Annotated in this window: 17 protein-coding genes and 2 pseudogenes; 16 read left to right on the plus strand and 3 right to left on the minus strand. The window is 41.5% G+C overall.

Annotated elements, in window-relative coordinates:
* Positions 1-134: 134 nt before the first annotated feature.
* From rpsB to LRS05_RS01385, 6 genes are all read left to right on the plus strand, one after another.
* Positions 135-923, plus strand: coding sequence for a 30S ribosomal protein S2 (gene rpsB, locus LRS05_RS01360; RefSeq protein ID WP_257866666.1), 789 nt, complete (start codon positions 135-137; stop codon positions 921-923).
* 101 nt (positions 924-1,024) lie between these two features.
* Complete coding sequence (tsf, locus tag LRS05_RS01365; RefSeq protein ID WP_257866667.1) at positions 1,025-1,849, plus strand: translation elongation factor Ts; 825 nt, start codon at positions 1,025-1,027, stop codon at positions 1,847-1,849.
* A gap of 125 nt (positions 1,850-1,974) precedes the next feature.
* Positions 1,975-4,779, plus strand: coding sequence for a T9SS type A sorting domain-containing protein (locus LRS05_RS01370; RefSeq protein ID WP_257866668.1), 2,805 nt, complete (start codon positions 1,975-1,977; stop codon positions 4,777-4,779).
* A 113-nt stretch (positions 4,780-4,892) separates the two neighbouring features.
* Positions 4,893-5,063 (plus strand): hypothetical protein, encoded by a 171-nt coding sequence (locus LRS05_RS01375; RefSeq protein ID WP_257866669.1) that lies wholly within the window; start codon positions 4,893-4,895, stop codon positions 5,061-5,063.
* Between the two features lie 68 nt (positions 5,064-5,131).
* A complete protein-coding gene (locus tag LRS05_RS01380) occupies positions 5,132-5,779 on the plus strand; it encodes a queuosine precursor transporter (RefSeq protein WP_257866670.1) in 648 nt (215 codons plus the stop codon).
* On the plus strand, positions 5,776-6,339 hold the full coding sequence (locus LRS05_RS01385) for a DNA-3-methyladenine glycosylase I (RefSeq protein ID WP_257866671.1): 564 nt from the start codon (positions 5,776-5,778) through the stop codon (positions 6,337-6,339). The genes LRS05_RS01380 and LRS05_RS01385 overlap by 4 nt, the downstream gene beginning before the upstream one ends.
* 111 nt (positions 6,340-6,450) lie before the next feature.
* On the opposite strand, the pseudogene ahcY reads toward LRS05_RS01385, so the two are convergent.
* Positions 6,451-7,768: pseudogene (gene ahcY, locus LRS05_RS01390) on the minus strand (adenosylhomocysteinase).
* A gap of 127 nt (positions 7,769-7,895) precedes the next feature.
* On the opposite strand from ahcY, the gene LRS05_RS01395 reads away from it, so the two are divergent.
* The 5 genes from LRS05_RS01395 to LRS05_RS01415 all read left to right on the plus strand — a co-directional run bounded on the left by LRS05_RS01395 (position 7,896) and on the right by LRS05_RS01415 (position 13,950).
* Positions 7,896-8,525, plus strand: a complete 630-nt coding sequence (locus tag LRS05_RS01395) for a 4'-phosphopantetheinyl transferase superfamily protein (protein WP_257866672.1) — start codon at positions 7,896-7,898, stop codon at positions 8,523-8,525.
* Positions 8,526-8,530: 5 nt separating this feature from the next.
* Entirely contained in the window at positions 8,531-9,088 is a 558-nt protein-coding gene (gene pnuC / locus LRS05_RS01400; RefSeq protein WP_257866673.1) for a nicotinamide riboside transporter PnuC, read from the plus strand.
* 31 nt (positions 9,089-9,119) lie between these two features.
* Positions 9,120-11,000, plus strand: coding sequence for a DUF4301 family protein (locus tag LRS05_RS01405; RefSeq protein WP_257866674.1), 1,881 nt, complete (start codon positions 9,120-9,122; stop codon positions 10,998-11,000).
* 80 nt (positions 11,001-11,080) lie between these two features.
* Entirely contained in the window at positions 11,081-11,482 is a 402-nt protein-coding gene (gene arfB / locus LRS05_RS01410; protein ID WP_257866675.1) for an alternative ribosome rescue aminoacyl-tRNA hydrolase ArfB, read from the plus strand.
* Between the two features lie 266 nt (positions 11,483-11,748).
* Complete coding sequence (locus LRS05_RS01415; RefSeq protein ID WP_257866676.1) at positions 11,749-13,950, plus strand: TonB-dependent receptor; 2,202 nt, start codon at positions 11,749-11,751, stop codon at positions 13,948-13,950.
* Positions 13,951-13,998: 48 nt separating this feature from the next.
* Here LRS05_RS01415 and LRS05_RS01420 read toward each other — a convergent pair whose 3' ends face one another.
* Positions 13,999-14,427, minus strand: coding sequence for a hypothetical protein (locus LRS05_RS01420; RefSeq protein WP_257866677.1), 429 nt, complete (start codon positions 14,425-14,427; stop codon positions 13,999-14,001).
* A gap of 162 nt (positions 14,428-14,589) precedes the next feature.
* Here LRS05_RS01420 and greA point away from each other — a divergent pair, with 162 nt between their 5' ends.
* On the plus strand, positions 14,590-15,072 hold the full coding sequence (gene greA, locus LRS05_RS01425) for a transcription elongation factor GreA (protein WP_257866678.1): 483 nt from the start codon (positions 14,590-14,592) through the stop codon (positions 15,070-15,072).
* Positions 15,073-15,081: 9 nt separating this feature from the next.
* A complete protein-coding gene (locus tag LRS05_RS01430) occupies positions 15,082-15,471 on the plus strand; it encodes an HIT family protein (RefSeq protein ID WP_257866679.1) in 390 nt (129 codons plus the stop codon).
* Between the two features lie 31 nt (positions 15,472-15,502).
* On the opposite strand, the gene LRS05_RS01435 is transcribed toward LRS05_RS01430, so the two are convergent.
* Entirely contained in the window at positions 15,503-16,651 is a 1,149-nt protein-coding gene (locus LRS05_RS01435; protein WP_257866680.1) for a PAS domain-containing sensor histidine kinase, read from the minus strand.
* A 94-nt stretch (positions 16,652-16,745) separates the two neighbouring features.
* On the opposite strand from LRS05_RS01435, the pseudogene LRS05_RS01440 reads away from it, so the two are divergent.
* From LRS05_RS01440 to LRS05_RS01450, 3 genes and pseudogenes are all read left to right on the plus strand, one after another.
* Positions 16,746-17,037: pseudogene (locus tag LRS05_RS01440) on the plus strand (helix-turn-helix domain-containing protein).
* A gap of 69 nt (positions 17,038-17,106) precedes the next feature.
* Positions 17,107-17,550: a hypothetical protein gene (locus LRS05_RS01445; protein ID WP_257866682.1), complete on the plus strand. Its 444-nt coding sequence runs from the start codon at positions 17,107-17,109 to the stop codon at positions 17,548-17,550.
* Positions 17,551-17,817: 267 nt separating this feature from the next.
* Entirely contained in the window at positions 17,818-18,699 is an 882-nt protein-coding gene (locus LRS05_RS01450) for a flavin reductase family protein (protein WP_257869218.1), read from the plus strand.
* The last annotated feature ends 43 nt before the right edge of the window (positions 18,700-18,742 follow it).

The following is an 18,742-nucleotide window of genomic DNA, read 5'->3' on the forward strand; positions in this document are numbered from 1 at the left end:
TCATTATTGAATTAAAAACAAAGTTGTTGTTGCCCCGCCGAGGCGAGGGGTTAGTTTAGCATCTAAATGGGCCGGGCCGAAAATTATCGCCACCAGTCCATTGCTTACTCAACAGAACGTAAACTATTACAAAAATGGCAAATAAAGTAGATGTAAAAGAATTACTGGAAGCAGGTGTTCACTTCGGGCACATGACCAGGAAATGGGACCCAAACATGGCCCCGTATATATACATGGAGCGTAATGGCATACACATTATAAACCTGTATAAAACTGCAGCTAAAATTGAAGAGGCTAATGAAGCCCTTAAGAAAATAGCTGCTTCAGGCAGGAAAATCCTTTTCGTAGCCACAAAAAAACAAGCTAAAGATATCGTTGCTGAAAAAGCTACTGCAGCCAACATGCCTTACATTACTGAAAGGTGGCCGGGCGGTATGCTTACTAACTTCGTTACTATCCGTAAGGCCGTTAAGAAAATGGCTTCTATCGATAAAATGAAGAAAGACGGTACATTTAACACGCTTTCTAAAAAAGAGCGTTTACAGGTAGACCGCCTTCGTGCGAAGCTTGAGAAAAACCTTGGTTCAATTGCAGACATGACAAGGCTTCCTGCCGCGTTATTTGTGGTTGACATCAAGGCTGAACATATCGCAGTAAAAGAAGCTCAGAAATTAAACATTCCGGTTTTCGCAATGGTAGATACAAACTCAGACCCGCGTGAGGTTGACTATGTAATACCTGCAAATGATGACGCTTCTAAATCAATAGAGAAGATTTTATCTTTGGTTACAGGCGCAGTTGTTGAAGGCCTTTCTGACAGGAAATCTGACAAAGAAGACCTGCCTGCAGAAGGTGAAGAAAACACAACTGAAGCTGCTGTAGCTGCCCCTGCACAAGAGGCTCCTGCATCAACTGAAGAATAATTAACATTACAGTAAAGCTGTTGTGCAGGTACATGCTTACTTTTGTGGCGGTACATGCATAACAGCTTTCATTTTTAACTATTAAATACTTTTCAAAAACAATGGCAAATATTACTGCTGCAGACGTAAATAAATTAAGGCAAATTACAGGTGCCGGTATGATGGACTGTAAAAAAGCGCTTACAGAAGCTGAAGGCGATTTCGACAAAGCAATTGAAATACTTAGGAAAAAAGGACAGAAAGTTGCTGCCAACAGGGCAGACCGTGAGTCTACTGAAGGTGCAGTTATCGCTGTAGTAAACGCAGACAAGACCGAAGGTGTTGTTATCTCTCTTAACTGTGAGACTGACTTCGTTGCTAAAAACGAATCTTTCGTAAAGCTTGCTAACGACTTTGCTGCACTTGCACTTAACTTCAAAACTAAAGAAGAATTCCTTGCTGCTGACTTTAACGGCATCACTGTTGAAGAAAAACTTACTGAGCAGACAGGCGTTATCGGTGAGAAAATCGAGATTGGTTCATTCGAGCGCCTTGAAGGTGCGTTTGTAGGTTCATACATCCACGCAGGTAACCGTATTGCTACGCTTGTAAGCCTTTCAGGTAAAGCTGACGGCGCTGAAGAAGCTGCACGTAACGTTGCTATGCAGGCTGCTGCAATGGCTCCTATCGCTCTTAACGAGGAAGGTGTTGACGCTGCTACAATTGAAAAAGAAATTGAAATCGCTAAAGACCTTTTGCGCCAGGAAGGCAAGCCTGAAGCAATGCTTGATAACATTGCTAAAGGTAAACTTGGCCGTTTCTTTAAAGACAATACGCTTGTAAACCAGGATTACATCAAAGACAGCAAAATGAGCGTAAGCGAGTATGTGAAGTCTATTGATTCTTCACTTGTTGTTACAGGTTTCAAAAGGGTTGCACTTGCATAAGTAAACCTTGTTACCAATATAAAACCCGCACCAAAAGGCTGCGGGTTTTTTTGTGTGTATTTTACTGCATTTCAACGCATTGTATATCAACAAATTTTTAGATATTTGAATACCAAAATAAACACATGAAACATTTTTACCTTGCATTGATTTTCCTGAGTATAACCGTTAATGCTCAGCCGGGAGTTCTGGATAATTCTTTTAACAGCGGTGATAGCGGGCTATACAAATCCTTGAGATTTTCAAATTCGGGTGGCACAGATCATGTTGCAAGTACTCCGGTGTTATTGCCCAACGGAAAAGTGGTTGTAATTTCACATAAAGATTTAAAAATTTATAGATTTAATGCTGACTGCACAGTAGATGTAACCTTTCAACCTCTTAGCTATGGTGAAGAGGATGACACGCGATATGATAAATTGTTTCTCCAGACAGATGGTAAAATTCTTGCTTTGGATTCTATGAGCAAAAAAATTATCAGGCTAAATGAAGATGGCAGTATAGATGCTACTTTTACCCCGCCGGTATTTCCTTCGGCAGTCTCACCGTCAACCTATATAAATAGAATAAATTTCCAGGCAGACGGTAAAATCCTGATTACGGGCACATTTTCATCAGTCAACGGAATTCCCCAAAAAAACTTTACACGCCTTAATACAAACGGGTCTGTTGATACCACATTCAATATGGGTACAGGCTTTAACCAGGCTACAAGCTCAGCAGTTGCACAGCCTGATGGTAAAATAATTGTTGTTGGCCACTTCACTTCTTACAATACAACTTATATTAATAAAATTATAAGACTAAATCCGGATGGCAGCGTTGACCCGACACTCACTTATGGATCAGGTTCTTCATTTTATTACCAGGGTGCAGCATTTGATGTGAAACTTTTACCCTCTGGAAAAATATTGGTTATCGGCACCGAAGATTTGTATGTTCATAATAACCTAATGAGGAGAGGCATTGTACGGCTAAACTCAAACGGAAGCTATGATACTACCTTCAGCGTACAGTCATTTACTCCTGCAATACAGGAGGGATTTACTGAGTTTGCCGTACAGCCCGATGGAAAAATACTTGTTTACAAGGAAGGATACCCTGAGGCAGACTCACAAAATTATTACAGATTAAATAGTGATGGCTCTAAAGACACGTCATTTACAAGTACCATGGTGTACCTGTATGGACATGTAAACAGGCTTATTGTGCAGCCTGACGGAAAGATTATTATTGGAGGGCCTTACAGAAACCCAATTACAGGTATAACCCGTAATGTTATGCACCGCGTTAACAGCGACGGAAGTCTTGATATATCTTTTATGCCCAATCATGGTGCAAATAACAAAGTATTCAGAAGTTTTGTACAGCAGGATGGAAAGATACTATTGATTGGATCTTTTACCACTTACCAGGATCAATATGCACCGGGCATGGCACGAGTTGATATAAACGGAAATCTGGATACTTCCTTTGCAATAGACCCCAGCATAAAAATTGTGGACAATGTTGACGCATACCCTGTGATTAAACAGCAAGCAGATGGCAAAATATTAATTGCCGGCACCGGCTATACTGTAAATGGTGTTGTCAAAAACATAATACGGCTACATGCTAATGGTACAATTGACCAGTCATTTGATTGTATGCCAGGAAACATTCTTGACTTTGAGATTCTGTCAGATGGTAAAATAATTGCATCAGGGATTGCAGGCAGTTTTTATGAGAATGGAGCAAAGTTACTGAGACTTAATTCAAATGGAGCAATTGAAGGATCTGTCGGTTTTAAATTCAATCAGGCTCCTATTTCTTTAGAAATTTTGCCAGATGGCAAAATTCTGGCTGCCGGAAGATTTAACCTTTATAATAATATATCTACACCAAAGTTAATCAGGCTAAATGCCGACGGCACAAAGGATACATCTTTTAATTACACACTCCCGCCAGGCGTTACCAACAGTAATGTAGACCGTACGATACAGTTGAACGATGGTAAAGTTTTGATTTCATTTACTAATATTAATACCGGAAAAGCAAGTATTGCGCGTCTAAATGGAGACGGCTCGCATGATACTTCATTTACTGTGAATGCAGGTACAGTAAGTGGCTCCGGATATTATGGCTTCAAGCAAATGATATTACTCGAAAACGGCCAGATACTCGTACCTCGTTACAAGTATTACGCTAATTTCAATTCTTTGCCATCACCAAATGTGATATTGCTTGATTCTGACGGAACCTGGAATACTGCTTTTGATGTGCCATCGTTTGACGACGACATCCCGTTTTACTCTCTTGCAGGATGTAACAGGCTCATAGTTACAGGAGATTTTGAATTACTTGGTTCCCTCTATAAAAATAATATCGCCGCTGTAAATGTTTCGCCAAATCCGGTTCCTCCGTCAGGCGCAAGTATACAATATGCGAATCCCGGAGAAACACTTGCAGATCTTGACGTTTCAGGACAAAATATATTATGGTATATGCAGCCCCCAACATGCGAGAACACATACAACGCGTTGTACACGGCACGTTCTTCTGACGAAACGGATAATGTAGCGCCATTGTCACCAACAACCCCTCTGGTAAATGGAAATACATATTATTGCACCCAAACAGTCAACACTTTGGAAAGCCTGTTTGCATTGCCGGTGAAAGTGATATTTGGCACACCTGCCGGAACAGAAGACTACGAGACTGCACCAAAGGTAACGCTATACCCTAACCCAACAGATGGCGTGCTTAAAATAGACTCTGCAACAGCTTTCAGTCATATATATATTTATAACACTGTGGGCCAGCTGGTATTGTCAAAACGCAATAATATTGCAAATGCCGAGATAGATATGTCACACCTAAATTCAGGGATGTATATAATAAAACTCGAGTCGGTAGATGCGGTCAGCACTCATTCTGTAATCCGTAAATAATCGACGATTTAAAATTAATACTTATAATAACCCGCACCGAAAGGCTGCGGGTTTTTTTGTTTTATCAGCCTAAATACTTATATTTGAGTTTAATAACCCCTAACCTTTCTCTTATGGGCATCGTTTATCCTCTTATTGCAGTTTTTTTGGCAGCTTTCTTTGTTGTTTATCTGCTATATCTTGCGTTAGTGAAAAGAAACATCAGAGAAAAAATGCAGACGGTTGTTTTGCCAGGCTTTTTCTTCCTCTCGGTTTGGGCAGCAATTTATTTTATAGTTTTTTAAAACAGCAATATTTCCTAACAATCTAATCTATCCTAAAAAAACTTTAAATTTGAAGGATTGATTTTATAATGCTCCAAACCAAAAAAGAAACCCTTTACGTAATCCTGGCGGGGATATTTATTACCAATGCCATAGTTGCTGAACTTATTGGCGGTAAGCTGATATACGTAGGCTCTGTGCCCATGAGCGTGGGCATTTTACCGTGGCCGGTGGTTTTCATAACGACCGACCTTATCAATGAATACTTTGGTGAGAAGGGCGTTCGCAAGCTGTCCTTCATCACTGCAGGATTGATTGCCTACTGTTTTTTTGTGCTGCTTATTGCCATGCGTATTCCGGCAACGGAAGGTATGGGTGTAAGCGATGAAAGCTTCAAAGCTGTCTTCGGGCAAAGCATGTGGATTATTGTCGGCAGTATTACGGCATTTTTAGTCTCACAGCTGATAGATATCACCATTTTCCATTTTGTAAAGAACAGGACAGGTGATAAAATGCTGTGGCTTCGCAGTACGGGTTCTACAGTAATATCACAGTTCTTTGACAGCTTTATTGTTCTGGGAATTGCCTTTTGGATGACAGGCCAAATGGATAACGAAACTTATATAAAATCAGGGCTTACAGGCTATGGAGTAAAGCTTGGTATAGCAATACTGCTTACTCCGATAATTTATTTAGCACATTCGCTTATTGACAAATATATAGACAATAAATCATGAAAGAAATAGTACGCTGCGGCTGGTGCAAAGGCGACCCGCTTTATGAGCGCTACCATGACGAAGAATGGGGAAAACCGGTTTATGATGACGAAACTCTGTTTGAATTCCTGTTGCTCGAAACATTTCAGGCTGGGCTTAGCTGGATAACCATACTACGCAAGCGGGAGAGTTTTGCTGAGGCTTTTGATAACTTCGACTATAAGAAGATTGCAAAGTATGATAAGGAGAAGCAGCACGAACTGTTGCAAAACCCAGGTATCATTCGTAACAGGCTGAAGGTTGCGGCGGCTATAAGCAACGCGCAGGCATTTATGAAAGTGCAGGAAGAGTTCGGCTCGTTCTCTAAGTACTTTTGGAATTTTACCGATGGTAAACCAATTGACAATAAACCCGAATCATTAAAAGGTGTCCCTGCCACCACTCCCCTTTCAGATGCCATTAGCAAAGACATGAAAAAGCGCGGTTTTAAATTTGTAGGCTCAACTGTTATCTATGCCCATATGCAGGCAACCGGTATGGTGAATGATCACATTGCTTCTTGCTCTTTCAGGGAATATTAGAACTATAGAATGTTGTATTTAGACTGCACGACTGTACAAATAAAAAAGTCCCGCCATACAGCGGGACTTTCTATCTAATTTAATGATCTAAAATTCAAATAATCCTGAAGATTAATACCTGTAATACTCCGGCTTAAATGGCCCTTGTACCTCAACACCAATGTAAGCAGCCTGCCCTTCAGAAAGCGTTTCCAGCTCTACACCAAGTTTGGCAAGGTGAAGTGATGCTACTTTCTCATCAAGGTGCTTAGGCAGCATATAAACATCATTTTCGTACTTGTCGCTATTGTTCCAAAGCTCTATCTGCGCAAGTGTCTGGTTTGTAAATGAATTACTCATTACAAAGCTTGGGTGGCCTGTAGCACAGCCAAGGTTTACAAGGCGCCCTTCAGCAAGGATTATTATATCTTTACCGTTAATGGTATATTTGTCAACCTGAGGCTTTATTTCAACTTTAGAAGAGCCGTGGTTCTTGTTAAGCCAAGCCATGTCAATTTCATTGTCAAAGTGGCCAATGTTACAAACCACAGTTTTATCTTTCATAGCCTCGAAATGACGGCCTACTACGATGTCTTTGTTACCTGTAGTAGTGATGATGATATCAGCATTGCCAACAACCGTGTCAAGCCTTTTCACTTCGTAACCGTCCATTGCAGCCTGTAGCGCACAAATCGGGTCAATTTCGGTAACAGCAACTATAGAACCCGCACCACGGAAAGAAGCCGCAGTACCTTTACCTACGTCACCATAACCGCAAACCACTACCCTTTTACCCGCAAGCATAAGGTCAGTAGCACGGCGAATAGCATCTACAGCACTCTCTTTACAGCCGTATTTGTTATCGAATTTCGATTTTGTAACCGAGTCGTTTACGTTGATAGCCGGCATAACAAGCGTACCGTTTTTCACCCTTTCATAAAGACGGTGAACACCTGTAGTAGTTTCTTCAGAAAGCCCTTTTATACCTGCAGCAAGTTCAGGGTAACGGTCAAACACCATATTGGTAAGGTCACCCCCCGTCATCAAGAATCATGTTAAGCGGCTGGCGGTCTTCACCAAAGAAAAGTGTCTGCTCTATACACCAGTCAAACTCCTCTTCATTAAGGCCTTTCCATGCATATACCTGTATGCCGGCAGCAGCAATTGCAGCAGCAGCATGGTCTTGCGTAGAGAATATGTTGCATGAGCTCCAGGTAACCTCTGCACCAAGGGCAACAAGCGTTTCTATAAGCACGGCTGTTTGTATGGTCATGTGCAGGCAGCCTGCTATGCGTGCGCCTTTAAGTGGCTGCTCGTTTTTATATTCTTCACGAAGCGCCATAAGGCCCGGCATTTCAGCTTCTGCAAGCTGTATTTCTTTCCTTCCCCATTCAGCAAGGGCAATATCTTTAACTTTATATGCCACGTAAGGCATTGTGGTTGTACTCATGAATAATGTATATTTGTGATTACGAAATTTTTGCAAATTTAGTGAATTGATTTGTAATCATAAGCTCAACGTTTCATAATAAAATTGAGCATTACATTTTAATTCGCTGAAAAACAACCTCATTTAAATGCCGCTGTATAAATCTGAAGAAGTACTGCCCGGGACACGCCTCCTCATCTGGAAAATCACAGAAAGTGAAGAAGAGCTTGGCGCTATTGACCTGAAGCCTGCCTGCCACGGCCGTATAGACCGCATGAAAAGCAGCCAGCATCGGAGGGGTTTCCTCAGTGTACGGTGGCTTCTGAAGGAAGCAGGCTACACTGATTTTGACCTGCATTATGATGCTGACGGCAAACCTTACCTTGAAGATGGCAACTATATCTCGATTACCCATTCATACGGTTTCTCTGCAATTATTGTGAGTGACAGAAATGTTGGCATAGACATGGAACTGCGGCGTGAAAAAGTCATAACTATTGCAGATAAGTTTGTTGACAGGGAGTTTGCATATCTCGACCCAATGCATCTGGATACTTACATGCAGATGCTGATTGTGATTTGGGGTGTGAAGGAAGCTGTTTTCAAAATGATTTCGCGTGACGGCCTTAGCTTTAAGCAGCATATGGATGTTTTGCCATTTGAATATGCTTCAGGCAATGGCAGCGCTAAGGTTATATTTGAAGAAATTAATAAAAACTACCGTTTCTTATTCGAGGAGATTGAAGATTTTACGCTGGTATATTCTTTTGAAAACTAAAGCTGATGAATGAATTTATTGATTTGGTCTTCAGCCAGTTTAATGGTTACACCCCTTTTGTTTTGGGCCTTGAGCTTATTGCTGTAATTCTCGGGCTTTTTAGCGTTATGTTTTCTGCCCGCAACAGCATCTGGCTTTACCCAACCGGGCTGGTAAGTACGGGTATATTTATTTACCTGATGTATACTGCAACATTATATGGTGACCTTATTGTAAACCTATATTATTTTTACATGAGCGCTTACGGCTGGCTGCTGTGGAGCAACATCAACAGTAGCGAAAGCCTTACAATTACCCGCGCAACACTTAAAGATAACCAAAAATGTATATTGATATTCAGTGTTTCAGTTATATTTGTCACTGGGGTATATGTCTGGTTCAACATGTTTGGCCCCTGGTGGACGTATGTTGACATATTTACAACAGGGCTTTTCTTTGTTGGGATGTGGCTGCTTGCCAAAAGGAAAATTGAGAACTGGATATACCTTATTATCGGCGATATCATTGTGGTACCGCTTTTTTCTATAAAGGATTGGTGTTTACAGCAATCTTTTATATCATAATAACTATAATTGCCATTTTTGGTTACAGGGCATGGAACAAAATATTACTAAACAGCAAACCGGCACAATCAATGTAGCCATATATAGCAATACTGCACAAACTGATTTAGCAAATAAACTCTTGCAATTTATTGCACCCGACGGAAGAGAAGCCCGCGAATTTGCTTTTGAAGTAAAAAGCTTGAATGCCGCCATAAATTCACAAGATGCGCTTAGTATTATCTTTGAGCACACCAATGATAATGAAGCCAAAAAAGTTGCACAGTTTTTTGAAAATAATGGCCTGCCACACATTATAGCGGTTAGCGATGAAATAAATGAAACGGCTAAAAATATCATACTGTCGCTGGAAAAAGCACTTGATTCCGGCTTTACAGTAGCAGATTTTATACAGATTTATAATCAGGGAACATCTATTGATGCATTGCGCCGCCAGCTTACCATATTCAGGAATGGCCTTTCACGCATCACTCTCGAAAAACCGGCTTTGCTTAATGACGGCATCTGCCCGATTGATGAAGAAAAAGCTATTGACCATGCTGCTTATTTTGACAGTAAAAAAGACAACTTCAAGCTCAAGAAGTTTGTTCCGGCATCCGGCGCAGCAAGCCGGATGTTTAAATTTGCCTGTACCTTTATTGCAGAGTATAATCCTGCAAAAGAAACAATCAATGCCTACATAAACCGCAGGGGAGATACTGCACTCAGTGTTTTTTTAGTAGGCATAGACAAACTCCCATTTTACAATGAAGTGTTAGCGGTGATGAAAACCCACCCGGATTACAATACATGGGATAAAAATTTACGCTATTACAATTTCATAAAAACAATGTTGGGTAGTGGTGAATTTGACTTTGCCAACAAACCTAAGGGAATACTCCCATTCCATCAATATGAGGGCTTTACGGCAACACCGGTTTATGAACATTTAAAAGAAGCGGTAGCCTACGCTGCATCACAAGGAAAAACAAATGTGCATTTCACTATTTCAGAAGAGCATGTTGACGGATTTCTTGACGCAATTAAAGCTGTAAAAAGCAATATTGAAGCATCATCAGGCATAAGCATTAACTTCAACTTCTCTTACCAGCATAAACAGACTGATACCCTGGCAGTTGATTTAAACAATAATCCTTTCCGCACAGATACAGGAGAATTACTTTTCAGGCCCGGCGGGCATGGTGCACTGATAGAAAATCTGAATAACCTTGATGCAGATATTGTTTTTATTAAAAATATAGATAATGTAAGCCATAACAATATAGAAGTTATCGCTCTTTACAAAAAAGCCCTTGCAGGAATGCTTATAAAGCTTCAGGAAAAGATATTCGGCTACCTTGAAATTATTGATGGCGGCCATCTTACCGATGCACAACTCAATTCAATGTTTGCTTTTGTGAAAAATGAGCTTTCAGTACAAATCCCTGACGATGTTGCAAAATACACAAAAGGCTACAGGATTGATTATATAAAAGACCTGCTTAACAGGCCGCTTCGTGTATGTGGCATGGTAAAGAATGAAGGCGAACCCGGCGGCGGGCCATTTTGGATTAAAGGTGAGCAGGGAAGGCTTTCGCTGCAAATAGTGGAAAGCTCGCAGATTGACCTGCAAAATCCTGCACAAAAACAGATTTTTGAAAAATCTGAATTCTTTAATCCGGTTGACCTTGTATGTGGCTTAAAGAACTACAAAGGCGAATATTTTGACCTGCACGAGTATGTAGATAACTCAACAGGCTTTATTGTGTATAAAAACAAGTACGGTAAAGACCTGAAATCTTATGAACTCCCCGGACTATGGAATGGAGCAATGGCGCGATGGCTTACGGTTTTTGCGGAAGTACCCCTGGCAACCTTTAACCCGGTGAAGACAGTAAATGATTTATTGAAACCCGCACACCAGCCGAAATAATTTCAGATTGAAAATTTCGGATTTTTGATTTTGCTATCGATTCAGCAAATCTTAAATCTTATATCATAAACGTAAACCAAATGAATACTGAAACCATTATAAAAGAGCTTGACTACAAGGCCGTTCGCAGCAGTGGCGCGGGCGGGCAGAATGTCAATAAGGTTTCATCAAAAGTGGTACTCAGCTTTAATTTACCTGCCTCGCAATCACTTTCTGAAGACGAAAAGACGCTTGCCATGCAAAACCTCGCATCAAAACTAACTTCAGATGGCATATTTATCCTGCAATGTGATGAAGACCGCAGCCAGCTGCGCAATAAAGAAATTGTTACAAGACGCTTTCTTACAATAATGGAAAATGCCCTTAAAGTAAAGAAAGCCAGAAAGCCCACCAAAATTCCAAGGTCTGTTATTGAAAAACGTATCAGGGCAAAGCGTAATCAAAGCGAAAAAAAGGAAGGACGCAGAAGGCCGGATTTTTAGATCATTCGATTTTTCAACTGCAAGACTCTATATTGTATATTCTAATATTCTAAAAATCGAATGATCGAATAATCTTTTTCCTATCTTTGCCGCGTCTCAAAGGGGTGCCCTACTATTCGGGCTGAGATCATACCCAACGAACCTGGGCAGGTAATGCTGCCAAGGGAAAAGGCAAAAAAGCGGAGTGCACGCCGTACTATGCCACAACAAAACCATTATTACTAACAAAGAATAATGCCCCTTTTATTCGTAAAATTTATTTACGGATGAAACTTTTTTTTAGAGCTGCTGAGCTGCTTAGCCACTTAGCTTTTAAACAAATTACAAAAAATTCACTATTGCTTGCCGCAGGCCTGTTTTGCCTTGGCGCAGCTGCGCAGGAACAGGACACTATCCAGAAAATGGATGAGGTGCTGGTTCAGTCTGTTCGCGCTACGGCACAGTCACCTGTTACATTCAGCAACATTACAAAGCAGGAACTTGCGCCCCGCAATCTTGGGCAGGATATCCCAATTCTCCTGAACTATTTGCCATCGGTAGTAACTACTACCGACGCCGGCAATGGCTTCGGCTACACGTACATCAGGGTGCGTGGGTCAGACGCTTCACGAATCAACGTAACCCTTAACGGTATTCCCTACAACGATGCCGAATCACAAGGAACATTTTGGGTAAACATGGGCGACTTTGCATCGTCGGTACAAAGCATACAGCTGCAACGTGGTGTAGGTACATCTACCAATGGCGCGGGCGCTTTCGGCGCCCGCCTCAACCTGTTGACAGATTCTTACGAAACCGAAGCAGGCGGTGAGGTTTCCAATTCTTTCGGAAGCTTCAATTCGCGGAAGCATACCGTAAAGTTTACTACCGGCCTATTGGGCGATAAGTTTGAGCTTGCCGGGCGTTTATCAAACATCTATTCTGATGGTTATGTTGACAGGGCTTTCAGCGACCTAAAGTCGTATTACCTGCAGGGAACATACCTTTCGGGGGGCACCCTGATAAAAGCGCTTGCCTTTGGCGGCACAGAAAAAACGTACCAGGCCTGGAATGGGCTTGACGCAGAAACACTGCGTAACGCCAGGCGATTTAATCCTTCAGGCGTTTACACGGATGAGGCAGGAAACACCCGCTTTTACGACAATGAAACAGATAATTACCAGCAGGACCACTACCAGCTGCACTGGAGCCAGCGCCTGAACCCGAACTGGAACACCAATGTAGCGCTGCACTACACAATCGGCAAGGGTTACTATGAAAATTACCGCGATGATGCCGACTTTGCTGATTACGGGCTCGGGCCACGGCCGGGAGAGACTAGCACTATTGGTGACCTTATCACCCAAAAATGGCTTGATAATGACTTTTACGGCACTACTTTTTCTGCTAACTATAACAAAGGCGCATGGAACGTAAACCTTGGCGGAGCTTATAACAAGTATGAAGGGGATCACTTCGGGAATGTGATATGGTCGCAGTTTTCTCAAAGCACAAGGCCGGATGACAGGTATTATAGTGATGTAGCAACAAAAACAGATTTTAATATCTACGCTAAAGCTAATTGGCAGATAACCAAATGGTTTAATCTCTTTGCTGATATGCAGTACCGCACTGTAAACTATGAGGCTGACGGTGTGATGGCAGACCCGGTTGATGATACATTTGACTTCTTTAATCCTAAGGCTGGGGCTACTTTTACCCTGAACCAGAATAACAACATTTATGCATCCTACGCCCGCGCCAATCGTGAGCCGCGCCGCGATGATTATGAAAACGGCAGCTTTAAACCGGAAGAGCTTAATGATTTTGAGCTTGGATGGCGATACAGCGCTTCTAACGTAAAAATTAATGTAAATGGCTACTACATGCGCTATAAGAACCAACTAGTGCTTACAGGGGCTTTAAATGACGTAGGAGCGCCAATATATACTAACAGCGGCGACAGTTACAGGCTGGGTATTGAAGCTGATGCAGCAATCGCGTTAGGGAGCAGGTTCGTAATTCGTCCAAATATTTCTGTAAGCAGGAACAAGAATATTGATTTTTATTTCCAAAGGGATGGTGTGCTTCAAAACCTTGGCGAAACAAATATTGCTTTCTCACCAAGCCTTATTGCCGGCAACGTCTTTACCTACATTCCAATAAAAAACCTGCAAATATCGCTGCTTTCAAAAATTGTGGGCGACCAGTATATGGGCAATATCGACTCTCAAGGTTCTAAACTGAAAGGGTACTCGGTAAGTGACCTGAATTTATCTTATGAATTTGCCACGAAGACATTCATAAAATCCATAACTATTTCAGGATTAGTGAATAACATCTTTGATTACCAATATGAATCAAACGGATATTTCTATACGTATGATGATGACTGGTCTGTACCCGGCTCGGTTACAACACTTGAAGGCGCAGGTTATTACCCGCAGGCAGGTATTAATTTTCTGCTCGGCGCAACTGTGAAGTTTTAATTGTTTGAGTTATTTAAAAGAGGTCCTGCTAATTACAGCAGGACTTTTTTAGTTTGAAACCCTGATATATGTTGGGCTCACAACGGTAACCCTGTATGGCTTTAACGGGTATTGCTTGCCAACAGCCAGCCCGGTAAAGAGGTTATATTCAGCGTCATCACAAGGGCAGATGGCGTTTATCCCGTCGATTTCCATAAATGAGCAGGTAGTGATTGGCTGATTTGGGCAGGTAGCCTCAAAAGCTGTAAAGCCCGTTCCTGTATTCATGATAATAACATCATTGATTGCACCCGGCTGATCGGCATAGACTGCATTGCCGGTAAATTGCAACGATGCATACTTATTCAGTGTCATATCTATATTCATCGAAAAATTATAATTAGGCAGGTACGGATTATTATTTCTGATATTATCATCTTTACTGCAGCCGATAAAAACAATTATGGCGAGAAACAAAACGGCAAAACACTTTTTCATAGGTAAATTTTACACTAATAATTATGATACAAATTTAATTTAATTAACTTTGGGATGTGCATAGCACATAACATTAGAATTGAATTAACATATTAATATTATCTTTGCAGAAAGAAATCCCGTCCTGATGGGATTTTTTCTATTTATATAAACGATGAAGTTATGAGTACAGTATCTTACTACACAGCAGAAGGATTAAAAAAATTAAGGGACGAGCTTGAGCAGCTGAAAAGTGTAGAAAGGCCGAAAGCCTCACAGGCCATTGCCGAGGCACGCGATAAAGGAGACCTTAGCGAGAATGCAGAATATGATGCCGCAAAAGAAGCGCAGGGGCTGCTTGAACTTAAGATTGCAAAACTGGAAGAAGTAGTTGCAAATGCCCGGCTTATAGATGAATCTCAGCTTGACCTGAGCAAAGTGCTGGTGCTTTCTACCGTAAAAATAAAGAATCAGGCCAATGGCGCCGAGATGAAATATACCCTTGTTGCTGAAAGTGAAGCCGACCTGAAATCAGGTAAAATATCTGTGACATCACCAATAGGCAAAGGGCTTTTGGGCAAGTCAGTCGGCGAGGTTGCAGAGATAACGGTTCCAAACGGAACGCTGAAGTTTGAAGTTCTTGACATTACCCGCGACGAACACTAAAATACAGCGATGGCTACTATTTTCACAAAAATAATCAACGGCGAAATCCCGGCTTATAAAGTTGCGGAAGACGATAACTACCTGGCATTCTTAGATGTAAACCCGAATGCTAAAGGCCATACCCTCTGTATCCCAAAGCGCGAGGTGAACAAAATTTTTGAGATGGATGAGGAAGAATACCTCGGTCTGATGAAGTTTTCACGCAAAGTTGCGATAGCGCTGGAAAAGACGGTGCCTTGCAAGCGCGTAGGCGCAGCCGTAGTAGGTTTGGAAGTACCTCACGTACACGTTCACCTTATTCCGTTGAATGAAATGGACGAGATGCGATTTGTAAACAAGGTAAAACTCGAAAAAGAAGAGTTTGAAGCGCTCGCTGAAGCCATTAACAAAAATTTATGATAAAAAAAAAGGAAGCATCTGCTTCCTTTTTTTATGCCTTTTTAAAGCTTGCCTGCATAATGGTACCCTTGCCTAATTCGCTGTGAGCTACCTTAATACGCCCTTTGTGATACTCCTCAACAATGCGTTTGGTAAGTGAAAGGCCCAGGCCCCATCCGCGTTTTTTTGTGGTAAAACCCGGCTCAAAAACTTTTTTAAATTGATTTTTGGCGATACCCTTGCCCGAATCAGAAACCTTCACCTGCACAAAATTACCCTTCTCTTCGATTATAATGTCAAGCCTGCCGCGGCCTTTCATGGCATCAATGGCATTTTTTACAAGGTTTTCTATTGTCCAGCTATGCAGTTCAGGGTTTAACATTACGTTAACAGGATTTTTCGGCGCACGAAAAGTGAAATTTATTTGCTTCGAAGCACGCGATTTTAAATAGTCAAATGCCTTTTCAGTTTCAGAAACAATATCAAGTTTTTCCAAAACAGGTTCCGACCCGATTTTCGAAAAACGGTCGGCAATACTCTGCAGCCTTTTTACATCTTTTTCAATTTCGGTTACAGTGGTTTCATCAACATTGTCAGCTTTCATAATCTCAATCCATCCCAAAAGCGATGACAGCGGTGTGCCAATCTGGTGCGCGGTCTCTTTAGCCATACCGGCCCATAGCCTGTTTTGCGAGCCCATTTTGGTAGCACGGTAAAAATTATACACCACTGCCCCAAACAGCACAATGATCAGCAACAGCGCAACCGGGTAATACTTTAACTGGTTAAGCAGGAAAGAGTTACCGTAATAGATATATTGTTTTTCACCTAAAAAATCTACCTCAATTGGCGGGTTCTGCCCTTTAAAGTCCTCGAGCAGCTCTTTAGCTTCTGCAGAATCCGTGGCTATATTTTCATCTATATTTTTGGTTGTGAGTATGTTGCCGGCGCCATCTGCCAGGATGATGGGTATGGTAGTATTATTTTCCTGGATGAAACGAGGAAGCTCCAAATCTTCAGTGTCACTTGTTGACTTTACGATTTTCTGTGTGGCCTGACCCCAAAGTTCCATTTTCAGGCGCTCTTCGCCCTTGAATGTCTGGAAGAGATAATAGGTATTCCAGACAATGAGTACAACAATAAGAAAAGAAGTTATGATGATGAACCAACGCGTAAAACTTCTTTTGTCAACAATCTGCATAAATAAGGTTTTGAGGCTTAAAGATAGTGAAAGTTCGCTCGTTAGGAAAATAGTAGCTTTTATATTACATTTGATTTTTGCCGAAGTAATTAAGATGGAAACTAAAAGGTGGAAAGAGATAAAAGACAATGTTTACGGAGCTGAAGGGACTGAAAGGCGCGATGAACTGGAAAGGGATTTTGAAAGTTTTAAAATTGGCCTATTGCTAAAAAAAGCAAGAGAGGATAAGAATCTGACACAATCGCAATTGGCAGATATTGTGGATAAAAAGCGTGAATATATTTCGCGTATAGAGAATAATGGCAATAACCTTACACTTAAAACGCTGTTTGATATTGTGGAGAAAAGGTTTGGGCGGGAAGGTGAAAATACAGATTGAGATTTGATAAGCACGGATTCCAAATCTGTACCATCGGGTTATTTATACGGTTGGAATAAGTAGTAGACAGATAATAATGAATAAGCTGAAGTACGTAATAATATTATTAATTTGTATTCCATTTTTAAAGTGTGGACACCACATTGAAACGCATCATATTTATTCTCCTGATGAAAAGCAATGCATAACTTTTATCGAGGGTTTTAATAGTATATACATATATAGTGGTTATATTACTACAATCCCTAATAATAATTATGTAAGAATTAAAACAGATAAAGAGTCAGAATTTGGTCAAGAATTTGTCGGATGTTGGAGAGATTCGATTTACGAATGGAAAATTATGATTCATGAACCGATTATCCTCGAAAATAAATTAGACACAACCCGCTTTGCATTCATAAATAAATTACCAATTAATCCTCAACTAGGAATACCGCGATATGATATTGAAGGATGCTTTAATTTCGGAACATATTATTATTCAGTTGCCCCTGAAGGAAGTGCAATTGTTAAATAATTATTATTAATCCAGATTTAATTTATTAATACTCAGCTGGCGCGAGCGGTCACGCTCGTTCCTAAGTAAGAATACAAAATAAAAACAGCCTCACTCTCCCAGCCCTGATGACAGCGGCATCCTGCTGCGGAGCTTCCGGAGCAGCAGATAGAGCGGACAGCAGGACATAGCCTGCAAAAATGCCTAAGCCAAAACTGCTGCAAAATTCCCACTTATCAACACCCACATCCTGCCAAAAAAGTATCTTTGCACAAACAGCAAACAACCATGCTTAGCATAGACCCAAAATCAATACCCACGCCAAAGCTGCACGCCTACCTTCAAAGTTCGGTAGGGCCGCGGCCCATAGCCTTCGCCAGCACCATAGATAAAGACGGTACACCCAACCTGTCGCCGTTCAGCTTCTTTAACGTGTTCAGCGCCAACCCGCCTATACTTATATTCTCACCATCGCGCCGTGTGCGTGACAATACTATTAAGCACACGCTCATCAACGCCGAACTAAACCGCGAGGTAGTAATAAACGTAGTGAACTACGCCCTTGTGCAGCAGGCCTCGCTCTCTAGCACCGAGTATGGCGCAGGAGTGAACGAATTTGAAAAGGCCGGGCTTACCATGCTGGCGTCGGACATAGTGAAGCCTTTCCGTGTGGCCGAGTCACCCGTGCAATTTGAATGTAAAGTGAATGAAATCATTTCACTGGGAACCGAAGGCGGCGCAGGTAACCTCATCATTTGCGAAGTGGTAAAGCTGCATATCGATGAAAGCATTCTTGACGAAAATGGGGTGATAGACCAGCATAAAATTGACCTTGTGTCGCGCCTTGGCGGCAACTGGTACAACCGCAGCAGCGAGGGCCTGTTTGAGGTGGAAAAACCGCTGACGACACTGGGAATTGGCGTTGATGCTATACCGCAACACGTAAAAGACAGCGGCATTTTCGATGGCAATGATTTAGGTAAACTTGGTAATACAGAAATGTTGCCGACTGAAGAAGAAATTGATATATTTGTAAAGAAGGACTTTGGCATTAAAGCCGTACTTAGCGCTGACGACAGCGAAAAACAGTACCGCCTGGCCAAAGAATACCTCGATAATAACGATGTGCAGAACGCCTGGAGAGTACTTCTGTCTAAAAAAGAATTTTAATTATTAACGATAGCTGCCCGCAGTGGCAGAAAATACACAAACA

The organism is Flavobacterium sp. J372 (assembly GCF_024699965.1).
Lineage (GTDB): Bacteria > Bacteroidota > Bacteroidia > Flavobacteriales > Flavobacteriaceae > Flavobacterium.